General features: G+C 49.4%; 19 protein-coding genes. All 19 read right to left on the bottom strand.

Features of this window, described 5'->3' with window-relative positions:
* Window positions 1-69: 69 nt before the first annotated feature.
* Window positions 70-324 carry a trp RNA-binding attenuation protein MtrB gene (gene mtrB / locus AC1VOR_RS09525; protein ID WP_482617385.1) on the bottom strand — a complete coding sequence of 85 codons (255 nt, stop codon included), beginning with the start codon at window positions 322-324 and terminating at the stop codon, window positions 70-72.
* Between the two features lie 120 nt (window positions 325-444).
* Window positions 445-717 (bottom strand): HU family DNA-binding protein, encoded by a 273-nt coding sequence (locus AC1VOR_RS09520; protein ID WP_482617384.1) that lies wholly within the window; start codon window positions 715-717, stop codon window positions 445-447.
* Between the two features lie 261 nt (window positions 718-978).
* Window positions 979-2,457 carry a stage IV sporulation protein A gene (gene spoIVA, locus AC1VOR_RS09515; protein ID WP_482617687.1) on the bottom strand — a complete coding sequence of 493 codons (1,479 nt, stop codon included), beginning with the start codon at window positions 2,455-2,457 and terminating at the stop codon, window positions 979-981.
* A gap of 422 nt (window positions 2,458-2,879) precedes the next feature.
* Window positions 2,880-3,662: a hypothetical protein gene (locus tag AC1VOR_RS09510; protein ID WP_482617383.1), complete on the bottom strand. Its 783-nt coding sequence runs from the start codon at window positions 3,660-3,662 to the stop codon at window positions 2,880-2,882.
* Window positions 3,656-4,006: a 2Fe-2S iron-sulfur cluster-binding protein gene (locus AC1VOR_RS09505; RefSeq protein ID WP_482617382.1), complete on the bottom strand. Its 351-nt coding sequence runs from the start codon at window positions 4,004-4,006 to the stop codon at window positions 3,656-3,658. Before AC1VOR_RS09505 ends, AC1VOR_RS09510 begins: the two co-directional genes overlap by 7 nt.
* Before the next feature lie 19 nt (window positions 4,007-4,025).
* Window positions 4,026-4,655 carry a nucleotidyltransferase family protein gene (locus AC1VOR_RS09500; RefSeq protein ID WP_482617381.1) on the bottom strand — a complete coding sequence of 210 codons (630 nt, stop codon included), beginning with the start codon at window positions 4,653-4,655 and terminating at the stop codon, window positions 4,026-4,028.
* 38 nt (window positions 4,656-4,693) lie between these two features.
* Window positions 4,694-4,873: a DUF2768 family protein gene (locus tag AC1VOR_RS09495; protein WP_482617380.1), complete on the bottom strand. Its 180-nt coding sequence runs from the start codon at window positions 4,871-4,873 to the stop codon at window positions 4,694-4,696.
* 157 nt (window positions 4,874-5,030) lie between these two features.
* Window positions 5,031-5,303, bottom strand: coding sequence for a stage VI sporulation protein F (locus AC1VOR_RS09490; RefSeq protein WP_482617379.1), 273 nt, complete (start codon window positions 5,301-5,303; stop codon window positions 5,031-5,033).
* Between the two features lie 80 nt (window positions 5,304-5,383).
* Window positions 5,384-6,424, bottom strand: coding sequence for an NAD(P)H-dependent glycerol-3-phosphate dehydrogenase (locus tag AC1VOR_RS09485; protein ID WP_482617378.1), 1,041 nt, complete (start codon window positions 6,422-6,424; stop codon window positions 5,384-5,386).
* A complete protein-coding gene (plsY, locus tag AC1VOR_RS09480; protein ID WP_482617377.1) occupies window positions 6,417-7,031 on the bottom strand; it encodes a glycerol-3-phosphate 1-O-acyltransferase PlsY in 615 nt (204 codons plus the stop codon). The genes AC1VOR_RS09485 and plsY overlap by 8 nt, the downstream gene beginning before the upstream one ends.
* Before the next feature lie 11 nt (window positions 7,032-7,042).
* Window positions 7,043-8,365 (bottom strand): ribosome biogenesis GTPase Der, encoded by a 1,323-nt coding sequence (der, locus tag AC1VOR_RS09475; protein ID WP_482617376.1) that lies wholly within the window; start codon window positions 8,363-8,365, stop codon window positions 7,043-7,045.
* A 235-nt stretch (window positions 8,366-8,600) separates the two neighbouring features.
* Window positions 8,601-9,833: a 30S ribosomal protein S1 gene (rpsA, locus tag AC1VOR_RS09470; protein WP_482617375.1), complete on the bottom strand. Its 1,233-nt coding sequence runs from the start codon at window positions 9,831-9,833 to the stop codon at window positions 8,601-8,603.
* A 138-nt stretch (window positions 9,834-9,971) separates the two neighbouring features.
* Entirely contained in the window at window positions 9,972-10,550 is a 579-nt protein-coding gene (locus tag AC1VOR_RS09465; RefSeq protein ID WP_482617374.1) for a lysophospholipid acyltransferase family protein, read from the bottom strand.
* A 13-nt stretch (window positions 10,551-10,563) separates the two neighbouring features.
* Window positions 10,564-11,256, bottom strand: coding sequence for a (d)CMP kinase (cmk, locus tag AC1VOR_RS09460; protein ID WP_482617373.1), 693 nt, complete (start codon window positions 11,254-11,256; stop codon window positions 10,564-10,566).
* A gap of 117 nt (window positions 11,257-11,373) precedes the next feature.
* Window positions 11,374-11,601 carry a hypothetical protein gene (locus tag AC1VOR_RS09455; protein ID WP_482617372.1) on the bottom strand — a complete coding sequence of 76 codons (228 nt, stop codon included), beginning with the start codon at window positions 11,599-11,601 and terminating at the stop codon, window positions 11,374-11,376.
* Window positions 11,602-11,686: 85 nt separating this feature from the next.
* Window positions 11,687-12,349, bottom strand: a complete 663-nt coding sequence (locus tag AC1VOR_RS09450; protein ID WP_482617685.1) for a flagellar brake protein — start codon at window positions 12,347-12,349, stop codon at window positions 11,687-11,689.
* 151 nt (window positions 12,350-12,500) lie between these two features.
* Window positions 12,501-13,862 (bottom strand): germination protein YpeB, encoded by a 1,362-nt coding sequence (gene ypeB / locus AC1VOR_RS09445; RefSeq protein WP_482617371.1) that lies wholly within the window; start codon window positions 13,860-13,862, stop codon window positions 12,501-12,503.
* A gap of 295 nt (window positions 13,863-14,157) precedes the next feature.
* Entirely contained in the window at window positions 14,158-14,847 is a 690-nt protein-coding gene (gene prsW, locus AC1VOR_RS09440; protein ID WP_482617370.1) for a glutamic-type intramembrane protease PrsW, read from the bottom strand.
* 84 nt (window positions 14,848-14,931) lie between these two features.
* Window positions 14,932-15,552, bottom strand: coding sequence for a genetic competence negative regulator (locus tag AC1VOR_RS09435; RefSeq protein WP_482617369.1), 621 nt, complete (start codon window positions 15,550-15,552; stop codon window positions 14,932-14,934).
* Window positions 15,553-15,666: the final 114 nt, after the last annotated feature.

Raw genomic sequence — 15,666 nt, 5'->3', positions numbered from 1 at the left:
ATCCTGTCCGAGAGTCCTATACCCCATTGTACATAGAAAAAAAGCAGGCTATGCCTGCGATTTAAAAAATCATTCTTCCGTATCGATAATTCCATGCTTGGTGTACACGAGTGCTTTGCCGCGGACCTTGACCGCCGACGTATGATCCGTGAATTGAGCGATTAACACTTCGCCTTTGTCCAGCTTCTCCGTATGGTGAAAGCGAGTATCTTTCCCCCGGGTCAGACCGATCACCGTAATTCCTTGCTCCTTGGCCTTGACGACGAAGTAATCCCCGCCCGTAACCCCCGGTTCATTGCCGCCTACGTTCTGATTGTCCACCATGGCTGCGCCTCCCTTTGCATATTTAATCAGGCTGCTCTCTACTCTACAACCTTCCGTGAAAAGAAAAAGCCGTGAACGGAAAGCCCACGGTCTTTTGCACGGAAAGATATATAGAAATCTTTATTTAATTCCGTCTTTGAGCGCCTTGCCTGGTTTAAAGGCAGGAATTTTGCTCGCAGGGATTTCGATTTCCTCTCCGGTTTGCGGGTTACGGCCTTTACGAGCGGAACGTTCACGAACTTCAAAGTTGCCAAAGCCAACGAGTTGAACTTTGTCTCCACTTTGGAGCGCTTCGGAAATAGCTTCGAAAACAGCATCAACCGCTCTCGTTGCATCCTTCTTGGACAATTCCGTGCTTTCAGCCACTTGAGAAATCAAGTCGGATTTGTTCATTTCTGATTCACCTCCCTGTCAAGGAAAATTATACCACTTGTTATTTGTGTTTCCGTTTTATCGCAGAATATACGCGAAATGAGCCCTATTGGCATATTTTATGGGGCGCGGAACAAACTTATAGTAATACAGCCAGGGCATAATTTCAAGTATTTCAACCCGGAGCGGTATTTTGGCAACAAAATAACCGCACGCGGCCAGCCTGGCACACGCACGGTTATTTAAAGAGGTTGCTCAAATGCACTTAAAGTAAAATCGGTTTTAAAGAATGATCGCGATCAGCCCTCCCGAACCCTCGTTGATAATGCGACCCAGTGTTTCCTGTAGCTTGTAGCGAGCGTTATCCGGCATCATGGCAATCTTGCCCTGAATACCCTCGCGTACAATGGAATGTAGCGAGCGACCGAAAATATCAGACTCCCAGATCTTGATCGGATCGTTCTCGAAATCTTGCATCAGATAGCGAACCAGTTCCTCGCTCTGCTTCTCGGTGCCGATAATCGGGGCAAATTCCGACTCCACATCGACGCGAATCATATGGATAGATGGTGCTGTCGCTTTCAGTCTGACGCCAAACCGCGAGCCTTGGCGAATGAGTTCCGGCTCATCCAGAGCCATCTCTGCAAGCGATGGTGCAGCGATGCCGTAACCGGTCGTCTTGACCATTTCCAGCGCTTCGGCGAACCGATCGTATTCCCGCTTGGCATGAGTGAATTCCTGCATAAGCTGGAGCAAATGGTCTTTACCGCGAATCTCAACGCCCACCACTTCCATCAGGATACTATCATACAGATCGTCCGGTGCGTACAGGTCGATTTCTGCTACACCTTGCCCCATGTTCAGGCCGCTAAGTCCCGCCCGGTCGATGAATTCATATTCCATAAAGTTGCCCACAACCCGGTCCACATCGCGCAATCGGCGGATGTCCTTAACCGTATCGCGAACCGAATTCTCATAATTACTGCGTAGCCAGTGGTTCTCATTCAGCACCATCACCCAGCTAGGCAAGTTAACGTTCACTTCATGCACAGGGAATTCGTAGAGCACCTCACGAAGCACGCCCGTTACATCTTCCTCGGTCATGGTTGCCGCGCTTAGCGTAATCACCGGAATATCATACTTCTCGGCCAGTTCGCCGCGAAGCTGCAACGCTTCCTCGCTATTAGGTCTTGTAGAGTTAATAACTAGGACAAATGGCTTGCCTACTTCCTTCAGTTCCTCGATAACCCGCTCCTCTGATTCCACATATGAATAGCGCGGAATATCGGCGATTGTACCATCGGTGGTCACGACAACGCCCAGCGTAGAATGCTCCTGAATGACCTTGCGCGTACCGATTTCAGCCGCTTCCTGGAACGGTATAGGCTCTTCGAACCATGGCGTCGAGATCATCCGAGGACCATTTTCGTCCTCATAACCTTTTGCGCCTTCCACGGCATAGCCGACGCAATCGACGAGTCTGACATTCACCTCTAGTCCTTCAGCCACCTTGATTTGCACCGCATTGTTAGGCACGAACTTGGGTTCCGTCGTCATGATGGTTTTGCCAGCGGCGCTTTGCGGAAGCTCATCCACTGCGCGAACCCGATCGGCTTCGCTAGCGATGTTAGGGAGCACAACCGTTTCCATAAAACGTTTAATAAAGGTTGATTTCCCTGTTCGTACCGCCCCGACGACTCCCAAATAGATATCGCCTCCGGTGCGTTCAGCAATGTCTTTAAAAATGTCCACTTTCTCCAATACCAATGATATCCCCTCCTCAAATTTCGCCGAAGGAAAAATGCCTTGAGAGCATCCGCTTCGTTATTCACCATTCCTTCAGAACCACTGCTACGAACAGGAGCGGCAGCCCCTCTTGCCCGTGTCCGCCGCCGCCATCCAAGGTGGAAAGAACCTGAACGAAGCGACGTTAACTCGTACATGCATTTGGACTAGTAACATCTTATGTACCAGATGCGCAAATATGACGGAAATAACCGTACAAGCCCACTTTTTTTGCAAAGCCGCTCGTTCAGCCCGAACCAGGCGGGCAATAAACGCCACATTTTCATTTGTATGACTCTAGTGAAAAGAGTATTCCGCCAATGGTATAACAACAAAAGCCCTTCGGATCTCTCCGAAAGGCAGGATTGAGGCAAATGGACAACATTTGCAGTCTATAATTATTGATCCGGAGTAAGCTGAGCCAGTGGAGCGCCATCTGCCCAACGGTAGGGCAGCGATTTTACCGGCACCTGAGATGAGCGGTCTGTTAACCATTGCCGCAAATCCTCTTCCCCTTGAGGCATACGTCCAGATTGATCGATGGCCTGCATGATATCATAGGCATAGTCTACATAGACATGTCCAGCTTGATCTACAAGATAAGGCAGAGCCTGGTTAGAATATACGCTTAGCAGCTCATATTGCGAGGCTTGGGCCAGTGATAGATCTACTTCGTACAGTCCGGGATAGGCCTCTCCTTCCGCCTGGCCTGGGAGCTGTCCTCCATGCTTGGAACGGTAGAGATCTACCTGACGCTGTACATCGTTAACCTTTTGCACCGTATTCAAATCCATGACTTTCACAGCAGGATCAATCTCTTCGTTGATGACCAGAAAATAAACACTGCCCCCTTGTTCGAAGGCGGCGGCCGGGATATCGTCCAGATAACCCAACTGCTTCATTTGGCTCAAATTCAGGCGAAACTTCTCATAACGTGGGGTCTCTTCCCCTGCAGTGAAGATGGGCAAAATCCCCCGTTCCTCCTGAAAGCGGTCCAAGGCTTGCTGAACACGTTCCACGCTCTCGGCATAGGATACGGGGCCGACCTTCTGCTGTTCCTCCCGGTACATACAACCGGTGGAGAACATCAATAGCAAAGTGGTCAGGCCAAGCCAGACGACAGGCCTGCTCCACTTGCGCATTAAACTGCTCACTGCCAGCATCACTAATCCTCCTACCACAAGCTATCCTCCTGCTGCTGCTCTAATTGTTTACGGATGGCCGCCTTAAGAGGGTCTTCAGGCACTCGCACCACGCCTTCTCCGCATACTTTCGCCTGGCAAGCCAGCCGATAACCCTGTTCGATCTGATAGCCAAGCTTCCGCCGCTCCGCCTCCGTAGGCGAGGTCAGTGCAGCAGCTTGATCGGGTTCCACCAAAATTTTGCACATCAGGCAACCCGCTTTCCCTCCGCAACGGGTAGAGATAGGAACTTTCGCTTCGCGCGCGGCCCCGAGGACCGTAGTTCCCGGGCGTACCTTGACGGACTTATCCAATGGTTGAAAAGTTACCATTATTTTCTCCATAATTTAATCCTCATTTTTCCTATCCATGGTACTCCTGCCATGGCTGGGACAGAAGCGGCCGATCCAGCAATTCGGCCATACGTCCCACTAAATCAGAAGTCCAAGCATTTCTTTTTAGTAATTCCAGCAACAAGGGCAAATGCCGTTCCGGCTCCTTGCGCATGACCGCAGCAATTGGCAAATAACGATCATGCCGCTCACGCAGCAGATTGAATATAAATTCATGGGCCAGAGGCATGACTTGTATGACTGCCTTCTCCAAGGCAACCTGATGTGAAGATCCGGCCAACAGCTCATTTACCTCTGTACGGTAGTAGGCACGTGCGGTGCGTATTTCGAACCCTCCGGCCATTTCCACCTCCAATTCACCCAGTCGATAATGGCTAAGTACAGAGGCATAACGCTCGTTGCGATCATAGGCAGGCTTGTCTATAGCCAGCGAACCTAGCCGTTCATGCAAGCTGTGGGCTGCCTCCGTATCGGCATAAATATCTATATCCCTTGGGGGGGCCTCCAGCGGTACACCCTGGAGCCACAAGCCACAGCTTCCGCCTAACAGCCAGGCCTCCGGCGAGCCCGCAAGCTGATCCGCAAGCTCCTGGAGCGCTACAGTCAACCGGGCATACACCGCGCTTTGTGATTCAACCATATCAATTCCTCTTCTCTATTCACCAATGTCTACAGAGCTTATGTGATGGATACAAGACCCGCCAGAAATCCCGTCAGCATGATGATGAAAGCAATGAATGACAGGACCCATTTCACAATCCCTTTAGTTTTTGTCCGTGCAAACGTAATCAAAAATACGGATATACCCATAATTAGAACCGCCGCGATCGACAACCACATCTTCGTCATAGCATCCATCGTTCAATTCTCCCATTTTCTATCGTTTAATATGATCCATATTATAGCATTTTTCCGCCGATGAGGCTACGTCATGAAAGCGCAACCAGATCATGCAAAACCAAATAAAGCCCTGCGACACTATGCCGCAGAGCTTTGGAGTTCCAAGGAAGCATCCTTATTTCTTCATCATCAATTTCATCAAAGCTTCCATATTGGACGGATTCATACCGCTTTTCTTCACGGCATTGACAATTTCCGAAATGGTGCTTTCCGTAACCGGCACTTTGGCCATGGCCGATACTTGTTTAATCAGCTTGCGCAATTCAGCTTCATTCTTCATCGTAGACGGTTTGACCGTACTAGCCAGCTTCTTGACCGAGCCTTCCGAGATCGTCTTGCCGGTCTTCTTATTAATGGCATTCAAGGCCTCTTTGGATATTTTGCTCACGCTATCGCCTCCTCCGCTGTCCTCTTCAACCAATGTATGAGGAGGACAAGCGAAAGGTGACGACGTCCCGGAAAACAGGCTTACGTGTGCCATTGCTCCCAGGTTTCCAAGGATATAACTTCCATCTCGGTCTTCCGGTCCCGGCCCATCAGTGTTTCAACAGCAGTGCGCGGGTCCATTCCCTCGAACAGAACATGGTACAATTGGGCAGCAATAGGCATCTGCACTTGATATTTCTCAGAGATGGCATGGGCGGCCTTCGTGGTACGAATTCCCTCCACGACCATCCCCATAGAGCTCAGCACCGTTTCCAAAGAATTGCCTTCACCCAGCATAAAGCCAGCTCGCCAATTACGGCTATGCCGACTCGTCGCCGTGACGACCAAATCCCCGATACCAGCCAGTCCGGCAAAAGTAAGCGGGTTAGCCCCCATTTCGACTCCGATTCGCGTAATTTCCGCAAGCCCACGCGTCAATAATGCCGCCTTGGCATTATCGCCATATCCGAGTCCATCGGACATCCCGGCTCCCAAGGCAATGATATTCTTCAAGGCCCCGGCCAGTTCTACCCCAACCCGGTCACGATTGGTATATACTCGGAAATAAGGATTCATGAACAGATCCTGAGCCAGATCGGCCTGAGACTCGTCTTCCGCAGCAACCACTACCGTTGTGGGGCAGCGCTTAACGACTTCTTCGGCATGGCTCGGCCCGGATAACACGACAATCCTGCCCTCATCGCAGCCTAATTCCTCGGCAATAACCGTAGACACCCGCTTCAAGCTTTCCGTTTCAAACCCCTTTGTCGCATGAACAACCAGCATGTCCTCATGCCAATAGGGCTTCAGGGCTCTAGCAACCTCACGGACCGCCGAAGACGGGGCAACTATAACTACAGCCTTGGCACCGCTTACGGCGGCTTCAAGGTCCGTAGTCGCCTTCAAACGAGGGGATAACTCGATATCTGGCAAGAAACGTTCATTGCGATGCTTGGTATTAATCTCTTCTTTTTGCGTTTCGTTGCGTGTCCACAGGGCCACATCCATGTCCTTGTCGGCGAGCACACTGGCTAGTGCCGTTCCCCAACTGCCCGCCACCAATACGGCAGCTTTATTAGACAACGCGATCTCCTCCTTTGGAACCCAGCTTATTCTCCTTGCCATGAACAAGCTTATCTATATTGGTACGATGTCTCCAGAACGCGAACACACAAATAATCAGACTCATCCAGAAATAAGGTCCCAGTTCTCCGGAGATCGCCACCAGAAATAGGGGCGTCAGCAACACAAAGATCAATGAGCCCAGCGACACGTAGCGGGTGAATACGATAGAAAGAATTGCAACAACCCCAGCGTACAATGCGGGCAGGAAGAATAGTGTTGCCATGACGCCGATCGTTGTCGCAATGCCCTTTCCACCTCGGAAGTGGAAATACAATGGCCAGTTATGACCGATAATCGCAGCAATACCGCAGAGCGAAGCTGTCCATGGATCCCCTGCGCCCAGCCAATGACCAAGCCAAACTGCAGCAATCCCCTTCATTACATCAAGTAGCAGAACGAGAATGGCCGGTCCCTTGCCAAGCACGCGCAGCGTGTTCGTTGCTCCGGCATTCCCGCTTCCATGTTGCCGAATGTCAATCCCCTTCAAGCCTTTGGCCAGCACGACACTGAAGCTGACCGAACCAAGCAGATAGCTAATGATAACCGCAACAACAGGTAAAATCACCTTATTCTCCCCTAACCTTCATCAGACTTGCGCCGTGTGAACAGACGGATGGGCGTACCCTCAAAATCAAATGCCGCCCTAATTTTGTTCTCCAGGTAACGCTCATAAGAGAAATGCATCAGCTCCGGATCATTAACAAACACCACGACGGTAGGCGGCTTAACCGCTACCTGAGTGACGTAGTTGATCCGTAAGCGCCGTCCTTTGTCGGTAGGCGGAGGATTGATCGCGATAGCATCGGACACCACGTCGTTCAGCAAATGCGTTTGTACGCGTTTGGTATGCTGATCGGCAACATGCTGCACAACGGGCAACAGCTTATGCAGGCGCTGCTTGGTCTTGGCCGACAGGAACACGACCGGTGCATAAGTCATGAACAGGAAGTGATCACGAATTTTTTGCTCGAACTGCTGCATCGTCTTATCATCTTTCTCAACAACATCCCATTTGTTAACGACAAAAAGGGAAGCCTTGCCTGCTTCATAAGCATAACCGGCAATATGCTTGTCTTGCTCAATAATGCCTTCTTCTCCGTTAATCAGCACAAGTACCACATCCGCACGCTCAATAGCCTTCATAGCGCGCATTACGCTGTACTTCTCCGTTGTCTCATACACTTTGCCACGTTTGCGCATCCCGGCAGTGTCAATGAGGACATAACGTTGTCCATCCTTCTCGAACGGAGTGTCGATTGCATCGCGGGTGGTTCCGGCAATATCGCTGACAATAACACGTTCTTCACCAAGAATAGCATTGACGAGCGAGGACTTGCCTACATTCGGGCGACCAATCAAAGCTACACGAATAACATCCTCATCATACTCATCGTCCGCAAGCTCTGGAAGGTTATCCGCAATCGCATCAAGCAAATCACCGATACCCGTGCCATGGCTGCCTGAAACACCGATAGGCTCACCAAATCCCAAGTTATAAAATTCATAGATGTTATCAACCCGGCCGATATTGTCAACCTTGTTCACGGCCACTACGATCGGCTTGCCCGATCGGTATAACAGGGTTGCCACCTCTTCATCTGAAGAGGTCACCCCCGCCTTCGCATCGCACATAAATACGATGACGTCTGCCTCTTCAATCGCTAACTCCGCTTGCATGCGGATCGATTTCAGTATCGGCTCTTCATCATCAAGCTCGATGCCGCCAGTATCAATGATACTAAACGCCTTGCCGTTCCATTCCGAGGCCCCGTAAATCCGGTCGCGCGTAATCCCCGGCTTATCTTCGACGATTGCAAGTCGATCACCGATGATTCGGTTGAAAATTGTGGACTTCCCCACATTTGGCCGTCCAACGATAGCCACTACGGGTCTTGCCATAGACATACCTCCTATTGCTGATCATTCCATCCACCCACATCTTTGATCTATGTTTAATGGTTTTATTGACCGTAACATGTAAATCATCATAGCAAAAAAACGTTGGCTTGGCTAACCTCAGCCACGCGTTCAAGTGCCGTTCTTGTAGATGTTGGAATGGCTATATTTATTTATTAAAAAAACGGCGAACCCGCTTCTTCAGGGTCCGCCGATGTTCGAGCCACAAAAAACCTGATTATTTCAATTTGCTAAGCTTATCGCCGAAACGCTCACCCAGCGTGATGCTCAATCCTTGGTTGTTCAAGGATACGTTAGGGTTATCACCCAAATCTTCTTTTCTCACGCTGCTGCCTTTGGACGGTTTTTCGCTTCTAGGCGTTGGAGCCGGAGCTTCTTCCGTTTCCTTGATGCTGAGGCTAACCCGTTTCTCCGAAGTATTTACGTCAAGAACCTTCACTTGTACCGTTTGGCCTTCCTTCAACACTTCATGCGGAGTACCGATATGCTTATGAGAGATTTGAGAGATATGAACGAGTCCTTCCACTCCAGGAGCGATTTCTACAAATGCTCCGAAGTTCACCAGGCGTCTTACTTCACCGCTGACGATATCCCCAGTGTGGAATTGCTCAGCCGCTGTATCCCAAGGACCTGGGAGCGCTGCTTTGATGCTCAGGCTGATTTTGCCCTTCTCAGGATCAACCTTAAGCACTTTAACCTTCACTTGGTCGCCTTCGGACAAAGCGTCGGATGGCTTCTCAACATGGCTCCATGCGATTTCGGAGACGTGAACCAAACCGTCAACGCCACCCACATCAACAAATGCGCCAAATTGAGTCAAGCGTTGAACCGTGCCTTCAAGCACTTGGCCTTCGCTCAATTCGCCCATAACCTTCAGCTTGTTAGCTTCGAATTCTTCGTCAAGCACGTCTTTTTGCGAAAGGATAACCTTGTTGTTCTCACGGTCCAGTTCTTTCACTTTAACGCGAAGTGTGCGGCCTTTGTAGTCGCTGAAATCTTCAACGAAATGACGTTCTACCATGGATGCAGGAATGAATCCACGTACGCCAACGTCTGCAACGATTCCGCCCTTAACGACATCGGCAACAGTCACTTCAAATACTTCTCCACTCTCAAAGCGCTTCTCAAGCTCTTCCCAAGCGTTTTCACTATCGATAGCACGTTTGGAAAGCACCAGTCTTTCCTTCTCGTCGTCGATGCTAACTACCTTGGTTTCTACTTCCTGACCAACGGCAACCGCGTCCGAAGCGTTGTCCAGGTGGACAGAAGATAGCTCGCGAATAGGAATCACACCGTCATATTTATATCCAATGCTTACATAAGCTTGGTTATCTTCGATTTTTACGATCGTTCCTTTGACGGTGTCCCCCTTTTTCAAGGAAACGATTTGTTCCAATTCATCCTGATTTGTTACTTCTGTGTCCTGAACATTTTTTGTTTCTTCCGACATGTCAATAACCTCCTCAATTCAAAAAACCATTTATTTAAACCCGCTTGAAGCGAAGTTCAAAACTTGCCTGTAACCTATTAAAGGTTATTTTCCCAAATATCCTCTGTCTTCATGCATGCTGAGGGGAAACTTCAAAGCCTACTGCTTCTTCAGTTCTCCGATGCTTGCCATGATTCTTGCAGTGGCCAATTCCGCTGCATCCGGGCCGCCGTTCTCCTTGAACTCCGTCAGGTCAACCGGTGGACCATACACAACGCGCATTTTTCTGAACCAGCGGTAATTACCGATGATCGCCACCGGAACCACTGCCGCATCACTGCGAAGGGCAAAGGTAGCCGCGCCTCTCTTGCCAACTGCCTGATCTTCTCCCTTGGAACGTGTACCTTCCGGGAAAATACCCATAACATGACCATTTCGCAACAATAATAACGATTGCTTAATGGACTCTTTGCTGACTCCACCCCGTTTGACCGGGAAAGCGCCAAGCTGCTTAATTAGCCAGCCAAAACCAACGATATCGAACAATTCCTTCTTCGCCATAAAATGCACTTTACGTTTTAACATAATGCCGATGGTGGGAGGGTCAAACAGACTAATGTGGTTAGAACATAGCAATACGCCGCCCTCTTGCGGAATATGCTCCAAGCCGATAGGCTCCAAGCGGAACACCAATTTGTAGAAAATGCGTAGCACACCTCGACAAAAATTGTAAATCATCTCTGGTCAACTCTCACTTCCGTAGGTTCTGCACAAGAAAAATGATGTGATCCACGACTTCATCCAAAGACATGTCCGTGGTATCGAGCAGTATAGCGTCCTCGGCCTGGCGCAACGGTGAAACTTCCCGTTCCTGATCCAGTCGATCACGCTCCGCAATCGAACGCACCAATTCTTCGAATGAAATTTCGTCTTGCTCCTTCATTTCCTTGTAGCGACGACGCGCTCTCTCCTGGACGCTGGCGGTCATGAAAATCTTCAATTCCGCATCGGGCAGAACCGTGGTGCCGATATCGCGCCCGTCCATCACGACGCCTTTGCGCAAAGCCATTTGCCGCTGCAGAGAGACAAGCCTGCTACGCAGCCCCTCGATTTGCGCATATCGGGATACCTGGGCGTTGACGGCTAGAGAACGGATGTCCTCCGTAACGTCTCCACCGTTCACCCGAACCTGCTGCCCTTGCTCGCCGGGCAACAACTCAATGTCCAGATCCGGCAAAATGTGCATGATTTGCTCCACGTTATCCGAATCGATGTCCCTTTGCAGAAAATACCATGTTGCCGCTCGGTACATTGCCCCGGTATCGACATATACATAAGCCAATCTGCGGGCCACCATTCGGGCTATCGTGCTCTTCCCGGCTCCGGCAGGACCGTCAATTGCAATGTTGATGTTGTCATGAGCTGTAGACGCCTGACTTGCCAAAGGGGTACTCCTCCTCAAACACATCCTCAATAAAAAAGCAGGCATTGCCTGCGACGTGAAAATTATACCACATAACATAGAGGGATGCAAAAGAATCAATATTGGATATTCCAAAGCTTAATTGCTTTCTTGGCCTGCATCCCTGAGGATGGGCACCCCCTCATATCGATCTGCCGAAGCGAGATAATAACGTAATGCCGGAATGCGCAATAGCCCCTGGAACAAGCAAAGTCCTATCAGCAATATCAGAACCAGTCGCCTCAGCCATTTCTCTATTCCATCAGAGAATTGCAGAAACAATCCGGTAAACGCCTCAGCATCCTTGATATCGTCAGCATTTTTCACCTTGATCCCTCCTAGCTCAGCCTTGTTAGCTATATAACTATAGCTTATCCAATTATGAGCAGCAGGAACCGAATTCTAACGGCAATCAATGGTCCTTCAAATTAAGCCGCTGCCTCTCGAAGCTAAAGCGAACCAGCTTCTGGCGTTCTGCATCCAGAATGGTAATAAAGCTGAGCATAGCCACGATTCGGCCATTATCCAGTTGCTTGGTGCGAACGACCTCGGCATCAAAAGGGACATTATCAATCAGCCCATTCTTGAAGGGCACGCGCAGCCAGCAGAACATCCGATCTCCCTCAGAAATCGGATAGAAACTGTCACACTTGAAGGAGACACCTCCTCCGCCAACATCCTCCGTATAGGTCACGAAGCGCGTCTCATCCCTCAACTCTATCGCGAGTTCAAGTTCAGCGGCCACACGCAAGTAATTGCGCCGTTGCACCTTCGTAATGGCGGCCTGCTCTGGCCGCTGTATTCTGACCAAGGGAATGCCGTCCTCGGCAAAACCCAAAACATATGTATTAAAATATCTGAGTCCCGATTCCGTAGTAAAGGATATCGATAGCTCCTCCCCAATGCCGGGTTTTCTCATCCGTCCGCTTCCGATTTCAATCGGCATTTCTATCAGGAACGCATCTTCCTCCACATCGGCAATCCGGGACTTTCCGGCTTTGTCCGCATCTCCGTTGTCCTGGGATACGACTTGGATGTGCACAAGGTCGTTCACTTTTGGAAACAAACTACCCACCACCTGAGTTTTATTAAGGCGCGCCACCTTTTCCCTGATTATAGCACGGCTTAAGGCCTCCAAGTTCGCGAATATTGTTAAGCTTTGTAACGCAAAAAAAAGAATGCTCCGGCAAGCAGACCGAGAGCATCCTTAATATCATTTAGGAGCCTCAGGATTGGATAGCCTCTTCCTTACCTGCTCTAATCTCCTCCACAATCTCTTCATTTCCGTTATCGGCATTAATGTAAATTCGGTACTGAGACCCGTTGACTGAGCCGCCGAATTCATACGTCAATACCTTTTCCGACTGTTCATTTTCAATCAAGGCCAGACGCTGATACTTTTCTTTGTATTGCGTATTCAGAAATTTACGGGCTTCCTGCACGGTGAGCTTGGGCTTACCAACCTCATTCTGATTTTCCCGCTCGTAAACATAATCGCTGGCTTGCATGCCGGTTACCTCACCGTTATCCAATGCGACTCGCAAGGTCACTTTCTCAGGATAAATCAGCACCTCACCTTGCTTGGTGACATACGTAAAGTTCCCTTCATTATCGAACTCGTCGAAGGAAACGGCTGTCAGCCCCTTATACCCTTTATCTGCTAAAAACTTGTCCGCCTGGGCTCTGGCCTTATTTGTGTCCACCGCTTTCTTTCCGACTTCACGATTGTAGGAGTAGGAGATTAAATGTCCACCGTTCCGTGTAAAGTCAAGACTCCACGACTCCCCTTTCCCCTTATCCTGGACATTTGCTGTATAAGAAGCCCATTCCGTTCCTTTTCCGTTCTCAATTACTTCAATATTGGCTGCATCCTTAACGCCAACAAATGCTGCTGCCTTCTTCTTGATATCCTCTGTCGTGATGGGCTGGCCGCCAAGCTTCTTGACGGAACGCTTGTTATACATACTGGAGATCGAAGGACCCCAATCCAATTCAGGATATTCTCCCACCTTCTTGTCAACGGTCTTGAACCCGTCGATGATGGTGTTATCATTGGGCTCCTTCTGGCTGACAAGCGCCGTTTCAACATCCATCCAGCGCAACCGATTGGAAATGACCTTATCCTGTACCTCAACTAAATCCTTGGAAATCTCCGCTGAATTTTTATAAAGCTCCTGCAGGTTTTTCATCTCATTTTCGCTCAAGGGCTGCTTGGTCAAGTCACGGATGGCCGTCTGATACGAAAATTTTGCAATTCTCGACAGGAACTCCTCCGTTTTATTGAACGGTAGCAAGGTCAATGGAAGCTGGTTAATTTCATTTTGGGCTTCACTCGTAATCCGCCACACGTTGACAAGACCTTTGCGCTGCGAGCTGGTCGAAGCCGAGTTCAACGCCAGCGTAGTCCCAAGCTCGCTGTGTAGTTTGTCCACATGATAGGACAAGTCATGGAACGCACGCTGATATTGATTTTCCGCCTTGATTAGAATCGCATTTTTCTCCTGGTTCTCCTGATAACCCCAAACAAGGGAACCGATCAGCAAAAGCGCCGTCACCGGAAAAAGAATGGCACTCAATCTTTTATACATCGGCTAGAAGCACTCTCCCTTCTTCAACTAGATTGGGATTAGTTTGACATGAAGGAAGGAAGTTTATACACGTCCTCTTCGATTTTGAAATGCTCACGATTGTTGCACAAGCATTGCTTGAAGCCGGTCTCGATTCTTCCGTTCTGCTTGTTGCCCCTCAATATGAAATGCTCGCCACAGTATTTGCACGTAATCTTTACTTTGACACGCACGAAAAAGGCACCCCTTTCCCAACTTCACAGCGACGATAACCGCCACCTAATATTGGAATCAGGATGCCCTATTTTTACCTAAATTAGTCCTGCCCCTTCGCTCCAGTTAACCGGAACGGGGAACGCTTGTTGGCCCGATACATCTTGCCCAGACCGCCATACCAGAAAAATGCCATCAACGGGACGATGAACCATATCCAGTATTGCGAAACATTGTTCAAGAACCAGTCGTAAACACCATGCCAGAACCAGGGGAACAACAACGAAAACCAGATAAACTTCCGGCTTCCCCAACCGGTAGAAAATTTAGCCCGCCCCAGGTAATACCCCATCATCACGCCAAACATGGCATGACCGGAAACAGGGAGCAAGGCGCGAACCATCATCGTTCCGATGGAAGCCTGGCTGGCGAAGGCATAAAGCACGTTCTCCACCGTAGCGAACCCCAGTGAAATCGCCGTAGCATACAGGATGCCGTCATACGGTTCGTCAAACTCAGTATGATTGTAAATCATATGGAATAATACAAACCATTTGAGCGTTTCCTCTACACCCGCCGAAATACCAAAGGCTGTAACCAGTGAACCATCACCGAGCCATAAGGTTAAGCCACGCTGAAAGATCATGACCGGCAAAACAATCAGGAATCCCAGCAGAAACACCTTAATAACCATATGCAAAGGCTCAGCATCATACTTGTCCTTGAGATAAAAGTACGTAAGCAGAGCAATACCGGGAGCTACCGCTGCGCTTGCAATTGAGAAAAAGAGCAACGGTTATCCCCCCTTATTGACCCGCTTGCCGTTCCGCGTTTCTCTTCCCTATCAGACTCGTGCCCGCTACATGGGTGCACGAGGTTAGTCTTGACGTTTGAAATAGCCGCAAATAGTGTCAATCGCATTCTCGGCCATCACCAGATTACCATATTCCTCAAGCATGGCTGTGGTGACAGAGGTCGCCTCGCCGAATTCGGCCAACACTGCAATCAATGCAGGATGCTTGCCTTCCTCCAATTCCTCCGGCTCCAGTTGAAGAATCCATTTCCCATTATATTTATACAGTCTGCCGGCATTTTGAAGCATCGGCCGCAACACATGTGCCGCTTCAATCAAATTCTCAAAATCTTTAAAGGAATAGAGAATGGTATCGCTCTGCTCCAGCGTAACTTCCATCTCGTAAACTTCTTCCGGCAGCTCATCCTCATAGGGCGATCCCACACCATGGTGATGGTGATCGTACTTCCCGCGCGTTACGATGACGACCATTCCCTGAGCAGGAAGGGCGAACACTTCAACGGCCAGAGGCCCGGTGGCATCAAAGCCCACTTCATTGTAAGCCTGATCCATCATTTCAGTGAACAAATCATGGACCTTAGGAATTTCCTGCCACATGTCCTCTTTCTGAATACCGCGTTCGCTTAAATCGTCAAACGTGAGGAAAATCCGTACCTTATCCTGGCCAAGTCTTTCTATCTTCATATACAGGATCCTCCTCTCTCTATACCGTATTATAACAGATTATGAAACCTGCTGTAATGTGTGATGGAAATGGTTCTTTGTATGTATGTTATCATTTATTCCCCCTAATTGCAC

It is taken from the genome of Paenibacillus sp. 1SOY10 (assembly GCF_056836745.1).
Note: the sequence above shows the minus strand (reverse complement) of the source record. Positions and strands in the feature narration are given on the sequence as shown.

Bases quoted from the DNA above. Each gene is read 5' to 3' on its own strand.
- AC1VOR_RS09500 (WP_482617381.1), bottom strand. From the start codon at position 4,655: ATGGTTGAATCACAAAGCGCGGTGTATGCCCGGTTGACTGTAGCGCTC.
- der (WP_482617376.1), bottom strand. From the start codon at position 8,365: ATGGCAAGACCCGTAGTGGCTATCGTTGGACGGCCAAATGTGGGGAAG.
- AC1VOR_RS09465 (WP_482617374.1), bottom strand. From the start codon at position 10,550: ATGATTTACAATTTTTGTCGAGGTGTGCTACGCATTTTCTACAAATTG.
- AC1VOR_RS09520 (WP_482617384.1), bottom strand. From the start codon at position 717: ATGAACAAATCCGACTTGATTTCTCAAGTGGCTGAAAGCACGGAATTG.
- rpsA (WP_482617375.1), bottom strand. From the start codon at position 9,833: ATGTCGGAAGAAACAAAAAATGTTCAGGACACAGAAGTAACAAATCAG.
- AC1VOR_RS09505 (WP_482617382.1), bottom strand. From the start codon at position 4,006: ATGGAGAAAATAATGGTAACTTTTCAACCATTGGATAAGTCCGTCAAG.
- AC1VOR_RS09495 (WP_482617380.1), bottom strand. From the start codon at position 4,873: ATGGATGCTATGACGAAGATGTGGTTGTCGATCGCGGCGGTTCTAATT.
- mtrB (WP_482617385.1), bottom strand. From the start codon at position 324: ATGGTGGACAATCAGAACGTAGGCGGCAATGAACCGGGGGTTACGGGC.
- AC1VOR_RS09435 (WP_482617369.1), bottom strand. From the start codon at position 15,552: ATGAAGATAGAAAGACTTGGCCAGGATAAGGTACGGATTTTCCTCACG.
- ypeB (WP_482617371.1), bottom strand. From the start codon at position 13,862: ATGTATAAAAGATTGAGTGCCATTCTTTTTCCGGTGACGGCGCTTTTG.